Below are 19,749 nucleotides of genomic sequence, written 5' to 3' on the forward strand. Positions count from 1 at the left end.
TGCATTTTATGAGAACGCTATCGATTAATCTAATTTAAAACGATTAACTACGCTCGAAAGACCTTCGCTACTTTGTTTGAGGTTATCACTGGCATCGGTAAGCTGCTTAGTATTATTTAATGATTGCTCAGTTGATTGAGATAGCTCATTAATACGCAAATTAACCTCGTCGGCAGCTTGCGTTTGTTGCTCTGTGGCACGTGCTATTTGGCTGTTCATTTCGGTAATAATTGAAACAAGTCGTTCTATTTCATTAAGTGAAGTATTGGCTGATGACGCCTGCTCTACGGTAGAAACTGAAAGTGCTTGGCTTGATTTAACTGCTTCTACTGCTGCTTTTGCACCTTCTTGTAGTTTAGTGATCATGGTTTGAATTTCGTCAGTACTTTGCCCTGTACGACTGGCCAGTGTTCTTACTTCATCTGCAACAACAGCAAATCCTCGACCATGCTCTCCTGCGCGAGCAGCCTCAATGGCAGCGTTTAATGCCAGTAAGTTTGTCTGCTCCGATATGCTTCTTATTACATCAAGCACAGAGCCTATATTATGGCTCTCGTTGGCTAAATCTTCTGTTACACGGCTGACTGTTTCAATGTTGCTTGAGAGTGTTTCTATTGCTGTAATTGTTTGCGCAACCACATTTTTACCCGTTGATGCATTTTGTGCTGCATCCTTAGCTGCTTGCTCTGCGGCTTCAGCGTTACGGCTCACATCGTGTATTTGGTGAGTCATTTGCTCCATGGCAGCTGCAACTTGGGTTGAACTATCGTTTTGAAGCTCAATAAATGAGTGGCTTGTTCTACTTGAGTCGTCAACTGTATGCGCATGTTCGCTTACATCGTTTGCACTTTGTGCTACATGAACAAGTGACTCTCGCATTTTTAGAGCAAATAAATTAAATGAACGTGATAGTTCAGATATTTCATCATTACCGGATTCATTTAATTTACGGGTTAAATCGCCTTCGCCTTGAGAAATGTCTTTCATCATATCGGCTGCTAAGCGAGTCGGTATTAAAATACTCTTACCTATAAAGTAACTAAGTAAAATAACAGCAATAATCATAATTATTGCACTGATGACTATAAGGTTACGTTGCTCGCTAAATGCTTCTTCAATTGAATCAAGGTAAACACCCGAGCCAATAATCCACTGCCATTGATTAAAACCTTTAACAAATGCGATTTTTTCAACCGGTTTATCTTTACCTGGTTTTGGCCATTTATAAGGGATAAATCCCTCGCCAGAGCGTTTAACTATATTTACCATATCAACAAACAGTGCTTTGCCGTCAGGGTCCTTGTTATTAGTTAAATCTTTTCCATCAAGCGCAGGTTTTATAGGGTGCATAACCATTGTTGGCTGGTAATTGTTAATCCAAAAGTAATTGGTTTTGTCGTAGCGCAGTGCTTTTATTGCATTAAGTGCTTGTGATTGAGCTTGTTGTTGAGTGAGAGTGTTATCTTGTTCAAGCGCATAATAGTGCTCGATTATACTGTACGCCGTTTCTACTACATTTTGTGTTTTTATGTATTGCTCGTCTTTTAGCGAACTATATTGATGAGTTAGGCTCGATATACTAAGTATTATTAGTCCAAATACAACGATGGCTATTAACAGTGAAAAACGCTGGGATATACTAAAACTTCGTAGATTAGGCATACATTTATCCTCAAAAAGTGTGCGCTTTAGCGCATAGAATAAGCGTAGCTAAAAAAAGAGTTTAATCTAGGCTTAACGCCTATTAATGCAAAAAAAAGGCTGATTTATCAATCAGCCTTTAGTCTGTTATTACTTTACTTGCTTATTTAACGTCAAAATGGCGATTAAAGAAGTTTGTAATTGTTTGATGTAAGTGTGTTTGCACTTGTTTACCACGTAGGCTGTGCTTAGATCCTGGGTAGGTCATCATTTCAAACTGTTTTTCGTTATCTTGCAGTTGTTTAAATAACTTAGTTGAATGCGTAAACAATACGTTGTCATCAGCCATTCCATGGTAAATCATTAATGGGCCTTTTAAGCCATCAGCATATGGAAATACTGCGCTGTCCTCATAGCCTTTAGCATTTGTATCAGGGTGACCTAAATAACGCTCTGTGTAATGTGTATCGTATAGAGCCCAATCGGTTACTGGAGCACCTGATACGCCGGCTTGAAAGTAATCGCCTGCTTTAAACATAGTCATAAGTGCCATGTAGCCGCCGTAGCTGTGGCCATAAACACCGATGCGTTGTGGATCAACGTAATCAAGTGTACGTAAAAACTCTACGCCTTTAATTTGATCGGCAACTTCAACCACACCTAAATGTTTATAAATAGCATCTTCAAACTTTTTACCACGGTTGTACGAACCACGGTTATCCAGTTGAAAAATTACGTAACCTTGTTGCGCCATGTACTGAAAGTACAAGTTTTTACTGCGCCAGCTATTCGTCACTCGTTGAGCATGCGGGCCGCCGTATACGTTAACAATAACAGGGTGCTTTTTCCCATCAGTAATGTTGCTAGGCTTAAATAAACGGTAATGCATAACTTGGCCATCTTCGGCTTTAATTGTGCCGTATTCTGGTTTTGTTAAGTCGCTTAAATAAGGGGTAAGCGGATGGTTACTATCAAGCTTATTTTCTTCAAGCCAGGTAATAAATTCACCGTTTACTTTACGAAGCGCTGCTGAGTTTGGTTTATTATCAGAAGAGCTATTATCGATAAAGGTTTTGCTGTCCTTTGCTAGCACAACATTGTGGTACTGACCTTTTTCGGTAATACGTTTGGCATCGCCTTTTTTAAATAAAGGCGCGCTGTATAAATGGCTTTCAAGCGGTGTATCTTTTCGACCGGCAAAGTAAACAATGCCTTTTTTCTCATCAATACCTTTTAAGCTATCAACAGCCCAGTCACCTGAGGTAATTTGGCGAACAAGTTGACCGTTTGTACGATACAGATATAAATGTTTAAAGCCGTCGCGCTCAGATGCCCATACAAAGTGTTTTTTGTCTTTTAAAAACTCAAGATCAAAATGTAGGTTTATCCACGTTTCGCTGTTTTCGGTCAGCGCTACTTTTTGGGCTTTAGTTTCGCTGTTATAAAAACGCAGTTCTAATTTATGTTGCGAGCGATTTTGCCATTGGTACGACAGTGTATTGCCGTCTTTTAGCCATTTAGCGCGTGCAATGTAAATGTCTTCATCTTTACCTAAATCAATCCAATCTACTTTTTGGTCGTTTAGCTTAACCACACCAAGTTGAATTTTAACATTATCGGTACCTGTAAACGGGTAGCGCTGGTTAAATAATTTAACTTCGTCAGCGTAAATTTCGTTACGGATAGCTTCTTTTACAGGGGTTTCGTCAACGCGGGTATAGGCAATTTTAGTTTCATCACCTGACCACCAGTAACCTGTCATACGGCTCATTTCTTCTTGAGCAACAAATTCGGCCATGCCGTTTTTAATTACGCCGCCGCCATCTTTACTAAGCTGAATCTCTTTACCAGATTCAAGCTCTAAAGCGAATAGGTTTTGCTCTCGAATAAACGATACGTAGTTACCTTTAGGTGAAAAGCGTGCATCGGTTTCAAATGTTTCACTGTCGGTTAGTTTTTTACTTTTAGCAGAGGCTAAATCGTAATAATAAAGGTCGCCATTGAGTGGGAATAAAAGTGCTTTGCCATCTTTAGACCATTTGTATTCAAGTATGCCTTTACCAAAAATACGTTGGCGTTCGCGGCGTGCTTTTTCTTCATCTGATAGGTTTTCTGGGCCTGAAAATAACTTTGCTGAATCAACTAGCACACGGTTGGTGTTATCTTTTAGATTGTATTCCCATAAATCGTAGCGGTTGTAGTCATCGCTTTTGCCTTGTAGGTAAGTTACACGGCTGCCGTCAGGCGAAAATTTAAGTTGTACAGGTGATTTACCAGAAAGGCTCGGATCGTCAAAAATTCGCTCCAGCGATAAAGGTTTTGCTTGAACACTAATAGCGCCAACCATTAACGGTATAGCTAGTGAGAGGTGTTTTATTTTTTTTAGCACAAGGTTGCCTTAGCTTATTATAAATATTGCTTTGATGGTAAAGCCAAGCGTGTGCAACTGCAACTAAATGCTATAAAGTGGTGATTATCAAAGACAAAGTAGGACATAGCAATGACTCACCCTGAATTTAAACTAGCGCCAGAACTTAAACGCGACTGTATAGAACTTGCCGATTGGCCATTGTGTAAAGTACTTTTATTGAACGACAGCTTGTATCCGTGGTTTGTATTAGTGCCTAGGCAGGCTAACTTAAAAGAGATAATTGATTTATCTGAGGATGATCAAATTGTTTATTTAAAAGAGTCAGCCAAGCTAAGTAAATTATTAATGGATGTATTTAAACCTGATAAATTAAACATAGCGGCTTTAGGTAATATGGTGCCGCAGTTGCATATTCATCATATTGCGCGTTTTACGAGTGATGCTGCATGGCCTGCGCCAATATGGGGTAAACACCCAGCAGTGCCTTATACAGATCTACAAATCACAGAGCTAAAAAAAGCGCTGCAGTTATAAGCTGCAACACTTTTTTAGGGTTTAACTAAGTTTAACTAAACTTATTTAAGCCCTAGTATTTCCTTACCTTGCTTAAATGTTACATCTACAGGGATATTAGCTTTACTTAGTTTTTCTAAGTCTTTAGCAAGCTCTTCTTTAATGTCGCCATGCGTTGCAATTAGTTGATCTACTTTTTCGTAATCGCCATCACCTTGTAAGGTTAAAATTAAGCGAGAAAGCTTAGCCATTGCAATGCTCATTTTTTCCATATTAACGCGGTATAAGCCTTCTTCATTTTTAGAAAAAGCACCTTCTTGAGCAAAAAAGTTAAAGCGGATCATATTTGCTTTACCATGCGCGCTTGATGCGCCAAAACGAACTGAGCGGAATATACCTGCCATGAAGGTCGTGTAATAATCTTCAATAGTGCCTTCAGTAATTTCGCCTTTTTTAAGTAACTGTTCAATCATGTATAGACCTAAAATATCGGCTTTACCTTCTTCAAGGGCACTTGCGTGTTCTTGTAGTGATTGACGAACAGTACCTTTACCTGTGATTGTATTTTTAATACCTAAACCGTGAGCCACTTCATGGAACATCGTATTGGCAAAAAATGCGTCAAAAGTAATGTGTTTACGCTGCTCTGGTACAATTAACTGCTCTGAAATTGGCACTAAAATTTTATCAAATTTAGCACGCATTGCGTTTTTAAGTTGCAGACGACGAGTTCCTTTTTCTAGCTGTACTTGCTCATCGTTTGGTAAGTTAATTGCTATTGTTTTACTACCCGCGTTTGAATGCCCAGCGTAGTAAACAACATCATATGCATTTAGGTCGGCGTCAGAGCCTGGTACTTCTTGTTTGTACTTAGCATCTACAGGTAAGCCTTTTTGAAGCTCAGGTAAAAATGCTGCAAATTTAGCTAAGCGTTCGCTCCATTTTAAATCTTTAATAAGTACGTAAGATTCATAAGCTGCGCGGTAACCAAATAATTGATCTTCATAAGTTTCAATTGGACCAATAACCACATCTACTGGGTTATTTTTCATATCCATCCAAGCAAAGTCAGATACTTGGAAGTCATCTTTTTGTAGAGCATCGGCACGCAAGTTTAGATAGTTAGCAAATTCTTTATCGTCAGCAAGTTTGCTTGCTTCACGTAAAATATCAGCGGCTTTTGCAAGCTCATCAGCGTATTCTTTTGAATAAGGCACGCTGTAAAGCTTACCTTGCTCATCACGCTTAATTACAGAATAAAGCCCTGTTTTATCTTCAACGTCTGCATTGTTTAACTCTTCTTTGGTTATATCAGCAGGGTAAAACTGTGCGCCAAGAGGTTTTTCTTTATAGCTGGATAAAAATGCTTCATCACCATTTAAACGATCCCATGGACCATAGTTAATATCAGCAAATTTACGTACTTTTTCATCGTTTAGTTTTGCTAAAAAAGCATCTTTATTTTCACCAAATGCTTGCTTCCAAAATAACTCATCCATTATTTTTGAAGCGTCAATAAGCTTTGCAACCATTGCTCGTTGATTATCGCTTAAGTGCGATAAATCACTTTGTAAGCTAAAGTCGGTGTAAATATCTAAACGTTGTTTATCTGCATTAATAAGCTTAGGGCCTGACTGTGCACTGCTTTTTTGAGCAAGCTCTACGGCTGTGTTGTCGGTAGAAGACGGCGCTTGTTCAGAACATGCGCTAAGAAAAACAACACCAGAGAGCATAATTGCTTGGCTAATTTTATTTAAGATCATTATATTGCCTGTTAAAAAGTAAGTTTAATAATTTGTACTGCTTTAGTTAAAATATTAAGTATGTACAAACGCTTCCTTATTGTGAGTGCATTAAAGCAAAACTAAATGGTAAATAGCAAGTATTTGGCGTTGTAAGGCAAGCATGAGCGGTAAAGCATTATAAATAAAAATAAACTTCTATAATTTTCTTAACTTTATCGGTAAGTTAGACAATACTAATTATATTACTAATACGAAAATTAACTGCCTGAGTTTGCAGTTACTTTACAGGCTGAACACAAAAGGATGGCAGCTTTATGTCTACAGAAAACGCTTTATTAACGATTCTAGTCGATAGAATAAATAACGATACGTTGGTTTTACCAACGCTACCTGAAGTAGCGATTAAGGTTCGCCAAGCTGCAGATAACCCAGATGTGAATTTAATCCAAATGTCAGATGTAATCTCACAAGATCCAGCGCTTTCAGCTCGTATGATAAAAGTAGCTAATAGTGCGATTATGGGACGTTCTGTAAAAGTATCTAATTTACAACAAGCAGTGACTCGTATTGGATTACGTCAAATTAAAAACATTGCTACAGCTATGGCTATGGAACAATTATTTGTATCAAATAATGAGCTAATTAAAGGCTACATGGGTAAGGCATGGCAAAAAACATTAACCGTTGCTAGCCATTCAATATCACTTATGGAGTTTTATTTAAAAAATAGTAAGCACACGTCACTTAACCGCGATTCTATTACACTCGCCGCACTTGTTTATAATATTGGTGTATTACCAATTTTAACTGAAGCTGAGCGCCACCCAGAGGTATTTGCTAATCCAAGCTTTTTGGCTCATGCAATTCAAAAGCTTAGCGGAAAGGTTGGCTCATCTATTATGCAAGCGTGGGAATTCCCTAAAGAGTTTGTTGATGTAGCTCAGAGCTGGGCTGACCCAAGTTACAAACCTGAAAAAGTAAGTTACGTGGATTTTATTCGAGTAGGGGCTATTTTAGAGGGCACGTTACAGGTTTCTGATAAGTCTGCAGCGCTGCAAACGTATATAGACAAAGGCGTTATACCGTCTATGCAGCTATTCACAAGTGATGAGTACAACGACATGCTAAAAGATGTGAAAAACATGTTTAGCTAAAAGTGCCTTCCTACACAACCAAAAAGGGTTAACTTGCGTTAACCCTTTTTTAGTTTTATTTTTCGGTGGTATTTTCTGTCTTAGTTTTTTCGTATCGCTTTATTCCTGCTACCCATGTTTGCAGTACGTTTGTTTTGTAGATCTCGTCAACAGGCACTTTAAAGTAGTCTTTATCAATTAAAATAAAGTCGGCCCATTTACCTTTTTCTAAACTACCCACCTTAAATTCTTGATGAGCTGCATAGGCGCCACCGAGAGTAAATGCACGTAATGCATCTTCGCGGCTTAGTACTTCACTTGCTCGCCAGCCGTTTTCCGGTAGTTTGTTATGATCCATGCGTGTAATGGCTGAATACAAACCATCAAATGGATTTGCAAGCTCTACAGGGTAATCAGAGCCCGCAGCAACCACCGAACCTTGCTGTAAAAATGTTTGCCACGCGTAGGCGCCGCTTAGTTGTTTTTCAGTTAAACGCTGCTCTGCCATATGCATATCTGAAGTGGCATGCACTGGCTGCATTGAAGGGACTATTTTTAACGCTTTAAAGCGAGGGATATCATCAGGGGTTACAATTTGGGCGTGCTCTATTCGGTTTCGCAGTAATATACCGCCCGTTTTTTTAAACACATTTTGATAGGCATCAAGTACTACTTTATTTGCTTTGTCGCCAATGGCGTGAGTATTTGCGCTAAAGCCGCTTTTAAAGCTTTGTGTAAAGAGTGCTTCGAGTTTCTCTTGTGTTTCAAGCATTAAACCATGGTGACCAGGTCTGTCTGCATATTCTTCAATAAGTGCTGCACCACGAGAGCCCAGTGCGCCATCGGCGTAAACTTTAACACTGCGAATTTCCATAAAGTCATTTTTGTCGTGGTACCGGCCTGCCTTTAACATTGTGTCTAAATCAGGGCTTGCACCACTTAACATTGCCACAATACGCAGTGGTAAATTACCAAGGTCGCCGCGCTCTTTATAAACCTCCCATGTGGTTTTATCAATACCAGCATCGTGAGTAGAGGTAATGCCTAAACTTAATAAATGTTTACCTGCTGCATCAAGTGAGTCACTTATATCTTGTTTTGAAGGGGCTGGCATATGCTGGGTAATTAGCGATTCTGCTTTGTCTACAAAAATACCCGTAGGATTGCCAAATTCGTCTTTAATTATCTCACCGCCTTCAGGTGCTTTTGTTTGGGCGGTAATACCTGCAAGTTCGAGCGCTTTTGAATTAACCCAAATGGCATGGCTATCAACTCGAGAAAGCACCACAGGTCGATCGTTAACTACTTTGTCTAAATCTTTAGCCGTAGGAAAGCGTGTATCAGGCCATAGCTCTTGGTTCCAACCTCGCCCTATAATCCAACCTTGTTTGTTATCGGCAAATACTTTTAGTTTATTCGTTACTTCATCAACCGATGTTGCACCGCGTACATCAAGTTGCGATAAATTATCGCCAAGGCCAATAACGTGCCCATGAGCATCAATTAAGCCTGGTAATAAGGTATTACCGTGCGCGTCAATTAGCTTGGCATCTGGGTAACTATCTTTAAGTGTATCGCTACCTAGTTTTACTACCTTGCCATTTTTAATAACGAGGGTAGTAAACTGCTGTACTTCACCTTGATATAAAGGGGTATAACCGTTGGCATTATAAATTACTTTTGTTTGTGCAATAGTGTAACTAGAACTAGCGCAAAGGCTGGCTAGTATGAGTGGTTTTATTATTTTTTTGAGCGACATAAGGCATTATTTTTTATTGTTAGTGCGTTAACACTAGCAAACCCAACTTTATAATACCAATATGTGAGACAAATTATGATGAAGAAAAAAGCAGTAAAGCTAGAACATAAAATATCTAGCTTTTGAAAGGGTTTATTTACTAGCGTATAAACTGTATTCACTTAGCGTTAGCTTGCCGTCTTTGTCTTGATCATAGCTTGAAAACCGAGACCACAAAGCGGGGTCTACAGCGGTTTCTGAACGTGTTAAAAAACCATCCTGGTTTCTATCAAGTTTTTCAAATTGCTCTGCAACATTGTTGCTTGCAGCAAAGCCTAATGTGCTAAAAATACTAAACGCAAAAAGCGCTATATAGCTTGTTTTTTTCATGAAAAATACTCAGTAGAGGTTATTGGTAAGGTAATTTTTAAATTCGATTAACGAAATTTGGTTATCTTGGTTTTTGTCCCATTTTACAAATGTGTTTAATAGTTGTGGTTGGGGATCAAGTTCGTCATGCGTTAAATAGCCACTTTTGTCGCTATCGAGGTGATCAAAGCGTTGCTTTACATCAAGTGCAGCGGCATCAAAGCTTAATAGCATTAAGATGCTTATAATAAGGGGAAGTATCTTCATGGTGTTCCTTCCAAAAGATGTATTTAAAGTTTGTGGCTAAAATAAAGTGAAAAGGAAAAAGCACTTGCCGTAATTTAACTCCCAACATTAAATCCTTTTACACACTCCCTCAGGGATTATGGCAAATGCTTTTAATTCCAGTTTACCTATAACAAGCTTAAGTAAAGCTTAATCAGTAATTACTCATTAAGGTTTAAAGCTTTCAAATTCTTTTTTTGAGACTTTTTCATCACCGTCTTCATCTAAGTCGGCAAATTGTCTCATTACTTCCTTATCTTCCTTTGCTTCTGCAATTGATATTTGTCCGTCCATGTCTTTATCTAAGTGGGCAAAACGCACATTTGTTGGCGATGCAATTACAGTGGCACTAATTGCTAAAAACATTAATGAAAAAGCGGCTATAAGTTGTTTCATAATCACGTTCCTTATTAAATGAGTTTATTGAATAAATTTTTTGAATTCATCTAGCGACAATTGCCCATCTTGATTAGTATCAATTTGAGAAAAATTCTCGTGTAACACAGCATCTTCACCTGCTTCGGCTTCACTTAATGTGCCGTTACTATCTTTATCAAGTTCGTTAAAAGTCGCGTGAACGTCCATTGCGTGTGCATTAGCGCCTAAAAAGCCTAAAGCCAGTAATGATGAAATTACTAAAATGCGTTTGTTCATTATTATTTCCTTATTGATTAAAGTTATTACACCTATTACAAAAATGGTGCCAATAATAATTGTTGATATTTTTCAATTGGTTATTATTTTTTCTTTAAGCCAGTGAGAAGTTTTTACTGGGTTTATTGTAATTTTTGTGCGCCTTTTGCAACACTATTTAGCGGGGTTGAAAGGGAGTTTATTAAAATCAAGGAGTTATGTTGTCTCTATTTGGCGACACATTGTTTTATAGTGCTGGCTGTTAATCGTATTAAATATAATTACTGGTTCAGCTAGTGTATAAGGTAAGCACTTAATAATAGAACGCTTAATTTAAAAGGGCTAAACGAAATGCCAGCAACCATAGCTAAAAAATACCAAGCAATGCTTAACTGGCGGCCTAATTTAATCGGGCAATTTGCAATGAGTATGCTGCTTTCGTTGCTCCCGCTTTCTATAGTGGTGATTGTATTTTTAAATGCGCTTAACAAGCAATTAGCGGTTACTCAAAGTATTGTGAGTAACAATTACCAAGTTACTAAATCGTTTAATACTCTAAAACAAGAACTCAACAGTCTTGAGCGGGCCACTAGGCAAAACTGGGTATTAAAAAGTGAATCGCTTGATAAGCTCATTGTCGATAAATGGCAATCATCCCTACAAAGCATTGATGAACTCAAATTTGTAAACACGAATAAAGAGTATATCAACCAATGGCAACGCTTATATACCACCTTACAAACCGCGCATGTAGAGCTTGTTGAGAAAAAACAACAGCAAGCTGAGCTATTTGTGCCAGTGAGCGATTTAGTTGCTGAGCTTACTTTATGGTTACGTGATAAAAACGAAGCGCAAATTACCAATAACCAAAAAGAGCTTACAAGCCTGCAAGCGTCATTTATAAATTGGCTGGTGGCACTTATTCCACTGACTTTAATTGTTGGGGGAGGTTTTTTATGGCGCATAAGTGGGCGGCTAAAAGGGTTAACTACGGTTATTGATAAGCTTGGGCAGGGGCATTGGCAGCAAAAAATATCTGTGAAAGGTTCAGCTGAGCTTGTTGAGCTAGGAGAAAAGCTCCAATGGGTACAAGAACAGCTTCATATGCTTGAGCAGCAAAAAGATACTTTTTTACGCCATGTAACTCATGAGCTAAAAACGCCGCTTGCTTCAATGGTCGAAGGCACTGACTTATTAACTGATGAAATAGTAGGTCCAATTACCGCTGAGCAAAAAGCAGTGCTTGAGCTTATTAGCCAATCTATGGTGCGCCTTCGTACAATGATTGACAGCTTGCTGAGTTATAATGCTATTCGCACCAGTAAAGATAGTCTAAGCGAAGTTGAATTTAGTCTTCTTATTAATAAAATTAATAGCCATTTTGAGCATCGCTTAACTGCGCGTCAGCAAGCTCTGCAGTGGCAAAATACTTTACCTAACAAACCGCTTGCTTTACCTAGTGAGCTTATTGAGATGATTTTAATTCAGCTTATTTCAAATGGCTTAAAATTTTCAGAAGATAAGCAAAGCGTTACTATTAATTTAGCGCTTGAGCAAAACCAGCTTTGTATCGTTGTACTTGATAAAGGGTGCGGTATTAAAGAGCAAGAAAAAACTCAAATTTTCAGCGCATTTTATCAAGGTAAACACAGTAAAAATGTTACGCTGCAAGGCAGTGGGCTGGGTTTAACTATTGTAAAAGAGTCTGTTGAACAGCTAAGAGGTACACTTAGTGTTGAGCATAACGAGCCACATGGTTGCCGGTTTTCAATTAAAATTCCCATAACAAAAAATCTAGGAGTTAATTAACATGCGCTTGCGTTTAATCGCTATTTTATGTGTGCTCAGTAGCAGCATGGTTATATCAGGTTGTGAAATTAATAATGGGCAAGAAGAGCGTGTGTCAATTACACCTGCACCTGTGGTCGATACAAAAAAAACGACCGACAAAAACAGTAACCCTAGTCCAAAACCTAGACCAAAAATTGAACCAAGCTATCCTCCTGCAGAGCAAGTTATTGCATGGCACGCTAATCAGTGTGGCGGGTTTAAATTGGTACCTAGCAAAAATGTTTTTACAGGCGAAAACGAGCTTAAACGCTTTTTTAAATTTATGTGCTTAAACATAAATAATGATCCAAATACGGTAATGACTCAGTTGCTAAAGCTCGATCTTGCTTACTTTTGGCCTGATGACATAAAGCAATATTTATGGCTTCAAAAGCAGCAAGTAACTATGCAAATAAATGCTAAAAAAGAGCAGCAAGCACTTAATAATAAAATGCAAGAAACCCTCTCATCGTTAGCAACGATTGAGCAGCAACTTTTACTACGAGAAGAAACGAAGGAGCAGTAACTATGGCCGCAACTAAAGTACAAGGTGCAAAAGTATTACTCGTAGACGACGACGCTAGCTTATTAAAACTGCTCGCTATTCGTATTGAATCAAAAGGATACGAAGTAACAACCTGCGAAAGCGGCTTAACCGCACTACAAATACTTAAAAGCCAAGTGTTTGACGCCGTAATAACCGACTTACGCATGGATGAAATGGATGGTATGGCACTGCATCGTCAGCTGCAAAGCCGCTACCCTGCATTACCTGTCATTATGATGACAGCGCACGGCTCAATTCCTGATGCAGTAGAGGCAACTAAGCAGGGCATTTTTGCATTCATAACTAAACCAGTGGATAAAGATGAGCTATTTGACAGCCTTGCAAAAGCGATAGAAATTCATGGTGTTAACGCCGATGAAGCTGCACCTAAAAGTAATATAGTTACGCGCAGTGGTGCAATGCTGCACTTGTTAGAGCAAGTAAAACTACTTGGGCCAACGCAAGTTAATGTACTTATTTCGGGGGCTAGTGGTACTGGTAAAGAATTACTCGCACAGGCGATTCACCAGCATAGCCATGTAAGCGGTGGCCCTTTTGTTGCAATTAACTGCGGCGCTGTACCAGGGGAGCTTTTAGAGTCCGAATTATTTGGTCATAAAAAAGGCTCGTTTACGGGTGCAATTAAAGATCACCAAGGTTTGTTTCAACAAGCACAGGGTGGCACGTTATTTTTAGACGAAATTGGCGATATGCCGCTTAACTTACAGGTTAAGTTACTGCGCGTATTACAAGAAAAAACAATTCGCCCAGTAGGTTTTCAAGAAGAGATAGCAATTGATGTACGCATAGTGTCGGCAACACATAAAAATCTTCCTGAAGCTATTTTAAACCAGCAATTTAGAGAAGATTTATACTATCGCTTAAACGTAGTTAATTTAAAATTACCGCCACTGTGTGAGCGCCGCGAAGATATAAGCTTATTAGCACAGCACTTTAGTGCAAGCATTGCTAAGCGCATGAACCAAACTGAAAAACACTTTGCAAGCGATGCTATGCATGCGCTTGTACGTTACGACTGGCCAGGTAATATCCGCCAATTACAAAACGTAGTAGAGCAGGTTGTAGCATTAACGCCAAGCGATGTTATTTCAGAGCATTTAGTGTTAGCTGCGCTAAATAGTAACGAAACAAACGTAGAACCATTATCACTAAACGACGCTAAAAAAGAGTTTGAGCGCGACTATGTAATTAACACTTTAAAAATGGCAGGTGGTAACGTAGCTGAAGGCGCTAAGCTTGCCAAGCGCAACCGCTCAGATTTTTATAAGTTGATTAAAAAGCATAATATTGATGTTGATAATTTAGGTTAAGGAAAAGCATGCAGTTATTTATGGTGTATTTAGGTGGCCGGATTCAAGGTTGCCACATTGAAATGCATGATATTCGTTTTGTAGTAGGGGAGAATATAGAGCAAACCTACTCAAAGTTAAAAAGCCAATGGGTAGGCGACAGAAGTAGTGTTCACATGGATAGCTACATGGCAATTAATCATATTGATGGCTTTAAAGTAGAAGTTGTTGATAGCTATGTGGAGCAAAATAAACAACTCTATTTTGTAAATTTAGGCGCTTACAGAAGTGATTCCATGGCTGAGCAACATGACTTTGCACTGTATGTTGCAAGCAGTAGCCATGAAGCTAAAGAGCGCGCTAAAAACGATTTGCTCGCAGGGCTTAGTCATATTCATAAAGATGATTTACATGATGTGGACGATTGCTTTGCCATTGATTTACTCGACAGCCAGCTAAACATTAAGCTCACGCCCAGCGGTATATCGCAGCCGATAAAGCCAGACTGGTTTGGCTATCACATACTTTAAATTATAATAAGTAGCTAAAACAGAGTAGGATTAAGAGTCCTGCTCGTTTTGTTCATCCTTTTCGCTTTTAGCCGCCATTTTAAACGCCACAATAACCAACCCAAACATAGCAAACGGCAGTGCTGCCAACATGTATTCAACCACATTACTGTCTTGAAAATTTGCTTGTAGTAAAAAGTGACCCGCCACACACATCAAAATAACCACTAATAAAATGGGTAGTAACATGAGTTCTTTTTTTGATGAATGGTTTTTCATTAATTGTGAGGCTATAGCTAAAAATAATGCGCCATTGTAATGAGCTTACTTAAGCTTGGCAAATACCGCAGAATTTTTTAATTAATGATATGATTAGCGTCAAACAATTGGGCAAGTGTTATTGGGAATAAAGTGAAAAGTAACTTAAAACAAGTTTACCTCGTTGGCGGTGCAGTGCGCGACAAACTGCTAAATATAAAATCAAAAGATAACGACTATGTAGTGATTGGGGAAACACCAAAAACGATGGAATCGCTTGGTTTTGTGCCAATAGGTAGTGACTTTCCGGTTTACTTACACCCAAAAACAAAAGAAGAATATGCACTAGGGCGCACAGAGCGTAAAAGTGGCAAAGGCTATACAGGCTTTGTGGTTGATGCCAGCCCAACCGTTACGCTAGAAGAAGATTTAGCAAGGCGTGATTTGACCATAAATTCAATGGCGCTTGATGAATACGGTAATATTATTGACCCGTTTAATGGCCAAACTGACTTACAAAATAAAACACTGCGCCACACCACTGAGGCATTTGTAGAAGACCCTGTTCGAGTACTGCGTATTGCCCGTTTTTTAGCGCGCTATGGCAGCGATTGGCGTATTCACCCAAGTACCTATGCATTAATGCGCGAGCTTAAAAATAAAGGTGAGCTCAATCATTTAGTACCTGAGCGCGTGTGGCTTGAAACTGAAAAAGCACTGGGTGAAAAGCACCCTGAGCTTTATTTTGAAGCATTGCAAGGCTTGGGTATTTTTCCAGAACTTGAGCGCATGGTTAATGTACCGCAACCGGCAAACCATCATCCTGAAGGGGATGTATTTGTGCATACTATGTTGGTACTTAGGCGTGCAGCCGATTTAAATTTTAACTTGGAAGCACGTTTTGCTGCACTTACCCATGATTTTGGAAAAGCGCTTAGTTTTAAAAAATATGGAAACCTACGGGGGCATGAACGCGAAGGCGTTGCAGTTATTGAGGCGTTTTGTGAGCGCTTAAAAGTGCCTAACCGTTTTCGCGATATTGGTGTACTCACCAGTGATAATCACACCCTTTGCCATACAGTTGATCAGTTAAGGCCGCAAACCATTCACAAGCTAATAGTGACTAACTTAAATGCGTTGGTATACCCAGAACGTTTTATAGCGTTTACCCAAGCATGCCAATGCGATGCACAAGGGCGTGGTGAAACACTGGTAGATAAGCCATACCCGCAAGCAGCTAAACTGCGAGCAATTCATACTGAACTGCAAAAAATGGATAAGAAACAAGTAGTGCAAGATGCACTTAAAAATGGCAAAAAAGGCCCTGAAATAGGCGAAGAAGTAAAACTTGCAGAAATAAACTGCATTAAAGCATTTTTAGAACATGAGAAGTCCCAAGCGTAATAAAATCAGACTAAGTAGTGCGATACGCCTTGGTTTTTAGTCGCGTCGTGCTTTCTTAGCTCTTTGTAATTGGTGCTTTTTGGTTTTATCTCTTCAGGCTCAGGTTTTTTAGAGGGCCTGTATAAGTCAAAAATAAAGTCTAGTTCTTCACGCTCTAGTGATGGTTTCATGAGTATTCCTTCAATTTAATACTTTAATATGATGTAGGGTATGGTCATTCGACTGAATAAAAAGTGAATAGTTACATTTGAAGTTGTACTAAATTGTAACCGGCGGGTTTTAAGGGATGAGAGGGGTTTATTTGTTAATTTATATGGAGTTAAGGTGAATTTTGATAACTCTTTTTAACTAAAAATATACAGCTGAATTTAATTTATTGCGTACTTACTATTTGCATATAATGCAGTGGCTATAAATATAACGGTACAAATATAACGGTACAAATATAACGGTATAAATACAGCCTTAACCATTAACTAACGGCAGTGTTACGGTAAATACTACACCATCACCTTGTTCGTTGTTTTGCGCGGTTACACTGCCTTTATGGTAGTCGCACACCAGCCTTACAATATAAAGCCCTAATCCCAAATGTGGCTGTTGCTGCATTTGCTGGCTACGTACCGACACCATTGAATCAAAAATATGCTCAGTTAACCCTTCAGGTAAAGCGGGACCAGTATTACTCACAGTTAATGTTGCTTTATTTTCGCTCTGCTTAAGGCCTACATTAATAGCCGTATTGGCTTCACTAAACTCCAGCGCGTTATTAATAAGTTTATCAAGCAGCTGAGCTATAAACTCCGGAGCACCTTGCATAGGTAATTTGTTTTGGCATACATCAAGCGTAAATAACTGGTTTGGGTAAGTAAGCTGATAGCCTTGCATGCAGCCATTTATTACTTTTTGTAAATCAAAAGGTTCAGGTTCGTTGCTTTGAATGCTTTGCTCAAGGCGAGTGGCTTCGCTCATGGTGGTTATTATTTTACCTAAGCGTTCAACGCCTTCACTGGCGCGGTCGAGGTATTTTTGGCTCTGCTCGTTCTGTGGCAAGCTTTGTAAGTTCTCGAGTGATGAGCGCACTACGGCAACTGGCGTGCGCAGCTCATGCGATAACCGCGACGACATATTTTCTAAGTAATCGGTATAGCCACCAAGTCGGCTCACAATGTTTGAAAAACTACGAGACAGATCCCCAATTTCATCGTTAGCATCGCTGTAATTAATACTGCCGGTAACACGCCCTTGTGCATCAATTGCTTGCTCAGCGGTATCGCGCAGCCGCCTAATTCGGTTCGATATACGTGAGGCAAAAAAGAACAATGTGACAGTACCAATTAGCATCACAGCTAAAATAACGTTAAAGAGTTTTTCAAGTGACTTGTTACGCAGCGTACGTACGCCGTTTGTGGTTTCCTCTGCTATTACCGCGCCAATTACTTGGTCTTGAATCCAAATAGGGTAAGCGGCCGATAAAATAACGGCTTTGCTGTCGGGAGTTAAGCGCCAAGACGATGCAGGTTGTCCTTTTAATGCTTTCGCTAAATGTGTGCCCTGCATAGAAGCTACATCGTGCAGGGTATCTAAAAACTCATTTTCGGGGCGCGTTAATATTTTATAGTAAATTGGGTGTAAGTAATTTTGCTCAAAGCGCTGCCACCAAGTTTCAGGTGCTTTGTTAGCAAGTCCATCAGCCCATACGCCATCTGCATTTTGAATAGTACCCGATTGCGCAAGTACACGATGATGGTTATCAACCACCCAAATGCGGCTACCACTGTGGCCCATACCTTTTAAAATACGGCTAATTTCTGGAGAAGGGACTAATACTGAGCCTAAATCGTTTGGGTTATTTAAGTTTGAGGTCGACATTATTTTAGGCTCTAGCAATGCCTCTTTACTATCAATGTCAACAATAGCAAAGCCAAGTTTGTTGCCCAGCATGCTAATAGGAAAGCGCAGCTCTACGTTATAACCTGATTCGGTACTTTCAAAATAGCCCTGAATTTTTGTAAAAGGGGCTTTGGTATTTGCATCAAACGCATTAACCCAGCCATCTTGGCGTGGCGCAATTATATAGGTATTAAATTGGCCGTCAGGTGTTTTTAAGCCAATTTGTAAATAATCGTTATTGGTAATGCTTAAACTATTTTTAGCGCGATAAATAAGGGTATTGTCGGTGACTTTAAATGCGGCGTATAAGTAGTTATCAAACTTGCCAACCATATGATCAAACGATAAGTCACTGGCTTGATGTTTGTTATCTGTTTTTTGTAAATAGCGTTTGTCGTAGTGCCAAAATAACGGTTGATAGCTGTCCCAATCGTTAAGTTTACCGTCGAGCTGAATAGGGTTTTTAAGATTATAAGCGTATAAATCACGACCTTTTACAACTTGGTCTAAAAAGTTGGTTTGCTCGTCAAATAATGCAGGGCGCTCATGTAATGCGGTAGCAAGTGCGCGAGTGGTGCCTACGAGGGTTTTTTCTTGGCCTTGGCGTAAAAACTTTTCCATTTCCCATACGTACTCGTAGCCAAGCCACGGTAGCAAAAACAAAAAACATGAAAGTAATATAAATTTACTGCGTAGACCAAATCGTAGCATTAGTATTCTTCCCACCTGTAGCCCATGCCATACACGGTATCTATGCAATCAAAGGAGCTGTCGAGTGCTATAAATTTTTTACGAATACGCTTTACGTGTGAAGTAATAGTGCTGTCGTCTACATAAATTTTTGCATCGCTCATTAAATCGTTACGGCTTTTAACATGGCCTGGTCGCTGGGCGAGTGAATGCAGCATCCAAAACTCGGTTACGGTTAAATCAACTAATTGTTGCTGCCAAAATACCTGCATACGTTGCGTGTCGAGCGTTAACTGCCCGCGTGTTATGAGTGCATTTGCATCAGCGGGTTGTTCAAGTGCTTCCATTCGGCGAAATAGCGCACCAATACGTGCAGCCAAGTGAGCCAAGCTTATGTCTTTTGTTAGGTAGTCGTCGGCGCCCATGCGTAGGCCGCATACGGTATCTATTTCGCTATCGCGGGCGGTTAAAAAAATAATAGGCAGTGTTTTAGAAAGCGATCGCAATGTTTGGCACAGTAAAAAACCACCATCTATTTCATGGCCTAGGCCAATATCAACAATGGCTAAATCGGGCAGGGCATTTTTAAATGCAGCTTCAGCGCTGGCGCGATCGGCAAAGCCACTGACTTGGTAGCCCTGTGCGCTCAGCATTTCTATGTAGTTTTCGCGGATTGCGGGTTCATCTTCAACGATGGCTATTTTTTTCATCTTAATCATTATCCTATCGGCTCTGCTGTGCACTATATCGAAGTTTTTAAGCTAAGTACGCTTAAAAAGGCAATTGCCATTTTTTTGCCACAATTGCTCAGCAGTTTGCCATTTTTGATCCCCTTTGTTGCCACTTGAACTTGTTTTAATAGGTCCATCAAAACAAAACA

The 19,749-nt window shown here is 39.5% G+C and carries 19 protein-coding genes; 7 read left to right on the forward strand and 12 right to left on the reverse strand.

Features of this window, described 5'->3' with window-relative positions; translation table 11 throughout:
* Positions 1-24: 24 nt before the first annotated feature.
* Both H5089_RS03470 and H5089_RS03475 read right to left on the reverse strand, forming a co-directional pair.
* Positions 25-1,662: a methyl-accepting chemotaxis protein gene (locus H5089_RS03470; protein WP_182695734.1), complete on the reverse strand. Its 1,638-nt coding sequence runs from the start codon at positions 1,660-1,662 to the stop codon at positions 25-27.
* Between the two features lie 142 nt (positions 1,663-1,804).
* Positions 1,805-4,030 (reverse strand): S9 family peptidase, encoded by a 2,226-nt coding sequence (locus H5089_RS03475; RefSeq protein WP_182711484.1) that lies wholly within the window; start codon positions 4,028-4,030, stop codon positions 1,805-1,807.
* 111 nt (positions 4,031-4,141) lie between these two features.
* Here H5089_RS03475 and H5089_RS03480 point away from each other — a divergent pair, with 111 nt between their 5' ends.
* Positions 4,142-4,546 (forward strand): HIT domain-containing protein, encoded by a 405-nt coding sequence (locus tag H5089_RS03480; RefSeq protein WP_165743397.1) that lies wholly within the window; start codon positions 4,142-4,144, stop codon positions 4,544-4,546.
* Positions 4,547-4,587: 41 nt separating this feature from the next.
* Here H5089_RS03480 and H5089_RS03485 read toward each other — a convergent pair whose 3' ends face one another.
* Positions 4,588-6,288 carry a dipeptidyl-peptidase 3 family protein gene (locus H5089_RS03485; protein WP_182711485.1) on the reverse strand — a complete coding sequence of 567 codons (1,701 nt, stop codon included), beginning with the start codon at positions 6,286-6,288 and terminating at the stop codon, positions 4,588-4,590.
* A 296-nt stretch (positions 6,289-6,584) separates the two neighbouring features.
* Here H5089_RS03485 and H5089_RS03490 point away from each other — a divergent pair, with 296 nt between their 5' ends.
* The gene (locus tag H5089_RS03490) at positions 6,585-7,424 is read left to right on the forward strand and encodes an HDOD domain-containing protein (RefSeq protein WP_039485043.1); all 840 of its coding nucleotides are present in this window, start codon (positions 6,585-6,587) and stop codon (positions 7,422-7,424) included.
* Between the two features lie 55 nt (positions 7,425-7,479).
* On the opposite strand, the gene H5089_RS03495 is transcribed toward H5089_RS03490, so the two are convergent.
* The 5 genes from H5089_RS03495 to H5089_RS03515 all read right to left on the reverse strand — a co-directional run bounded on the left by H5089_RS03495 (position 7,480) and on the right by H5089_RS03515 (position 10,449).
* Entirely contained in the window at positions 7,480-9,162 is a 1,683-nt protein-coding gene (locus H5089_RS03495) for an amidohydrolase (protein ID WP_182711486.1), read from the reverse strand.
* Between the two features lie 132 nt (positions 9,163-9,294).
* Positions 9,295-9,531: a calcium-binding protein gene (locus H5089_RS03500; RefSeq protein ID WP_002961647.1), complete on the reverse strand. Its 237-nt coding sequence runs from the start codon at positions 9,529-9,531 to the stop codon at positions 9,295-9,297.
* A 9-nt stretch (positions 9,532-9,540) separates the two neighbouring features.
* Positions 9,541-9,777, reverse strand: coding sequence for a calcium dependent protein (locus tag H5089_RS03505; RefSeq protein ID WP_033021630.1), 237 nt, complete (start codon positions 9,775-9,777; stop codon positions 9,541-9,543).
* Positions 9,778-9,963: 186 nt separating this feature from the next.
* A complete protein-coding gene (locus H5089_RS03510; protein ID WP_024597597.1) occupies positions 9,964-10,191 on the reverse strand; it encodes a hypothetical protein in 228 nt (75 codons plus the stop codon).
* A 24-nt stretch (positions 10,192-10,215) separates the two neighbouring features.
* Positions 10,216-10,449, reverse strand: a complete 234-nt coding sequence (locus H5089_RS03515) for an EF-hand domain-containing protein (RefSeq protein ID WP_002961641.1) — start codon at positions 10,447-10,449, stop codon at positions 10,216-10,218.
* A gap of 330 nt (positions 10,450-10,779) precedes the next feature.
* On the opposite strand from H5089_RS03515, the gene H5089_RS03520 reads away from it, so the two are divergent.
* The 4 genes from H5089_RS03520 to H5089_RS03535 are packed head-to-tail and all read left to right on the forward strand — an operon-like array spanning position 10,780 to position 14,645.
* Positions 10,780-12,237: a sensor histidine kinase KdpD gene (locus tag H5089_RS03520; protein ID WP_182711487.1), complete on the forward strand. Its 1,458-nt coding sequence runs from the start codon at positions 10,780-10,782 to the stop codon at positions 12,235-12,237.
* A 1-nt stretch (position 12,238) separates the two neighbouring features.
* Positions 12,239-12,784, forward strand: coding sequence for a hypothetical protein (locus H5089_RS03525; RefSeq protein ID WP_182672836.1), 546 nt, complete (start codon positions 12,239-12,241; stop codon positions 12,782-12,784).
* Positions 12,785-12,786: 2 nt separating this feature from the next.
* Positions 12,787-14,136 carry a sigma 54-interacting transcriptional regulator gene (locus H5089_RS03530; protein ID WP_024597600.1) on the forward strand — a complete coding sequence of 450 codons (1,350 nt, stop codon included), beginning with the start codon at positions 12,787-12,789 and terminating at the stop codon, positions 14,134-14,136.
* An 8-nt stretch (positions 14,137-14,144) separates the two neighbouring features.
* Positions 14,145-14,645, forward strand: coding sequence for a DUF1543 domain-containing protein (locus H5089_RS03535; protein WP_002961636.1), 501 nt, complete (start codon positions 14,145-14,147; stop codon positions 14,643-14,645).
* A gap of 30 nt (positions 14,646-14,675) precedes the next feature.
* Here the strand turns inward: H5089_RS03535 and H5089_RS03540 are convergent, their stop codons facing one another.
* A complete protein-coding gene (locus H5089_RS03540; protein ID WP_007581571.1) occupies positions 14,676-14,903 on the reverse strand; it encodes a hypothetical protein in 228 nt (75 codons plus the stop codon).
* A gap of 132 nt (positions 14,904-15,035) precedes the next feature.
* Between H5089_RS03540 and H5089_RS03545 the strand changes: the two genes are divergently transcribed.
* Positions 15,036-16,286, forward strand: coding sequence for a multifunctional CCA addition/repair protein (locus H5089_RS03545; RefSeq protein WP_182711488.1), 1,251 nt, complete (start codon positions 15,036-15,038; stop codon positions 16,284-16,286).
* Between the two features lie 5 nt (positions 16,287-16,291).
* Here H5089_RS03545 and H5089_RS03550 read toward each other — a convergent pair whose 3' ends face one another.
* The 3 genes from H5089_RS03550 to pdsR form a co-directional block, all read right to left on the reverse strand.
* Positions 16,292-16,456, reverse strand: coding sequence for a hypothetical protein (locus H5089_RS03550; protein ID WP_164487638.1), 165 nt, complete (start codon positions 16,454-16,456; stop codon positions 16,292-16,294).
* A gap of 295 nt (positions 16,457-16,751) precedes the next feature.
* Positions 16,752-18,890 carry a proteobacterial dedicated sortase system histidine kinase gene (gene pdsS, locus H5089_RS03555; protein WP_182711489.1) on the reverse strand — a complete coding sequence of 713 codons (2,139 nt, stop codon included), beginning with the start codon at positions 18,888-18,890 and terminating at the stop codon, positions 16,752-16,754.
* Positions 18,890-19,579: a proteobacterial dedicated sortase system response regulator gene (gene pdsR, locus H5089_RS03560; protein WP_182711490.1), complete on the reverse strand. Its 690-nt coding sequence runs from the start codon at positions 19,577-19,579 to the stop codon at positions 18,890-18,892. Before pdsR ends, pdsS begins: the two co-directional genes overlap by 1 nt.
* Between the last annotated feature and the right edge of the window lie 170 nt (positions 19,580-19,749).

This window comes from Pseudoalteromonas sp. SR45-1, assembly GCF_014163655.1.
Taxonomy (GTDB): domain Bacteria; phylum Pseudomonadota; class Gammaproteobacteria; order Enterobacterales; family Alteromonadaceae; genus Pseudoalteromonas; species Pseudoalteromonas distincta.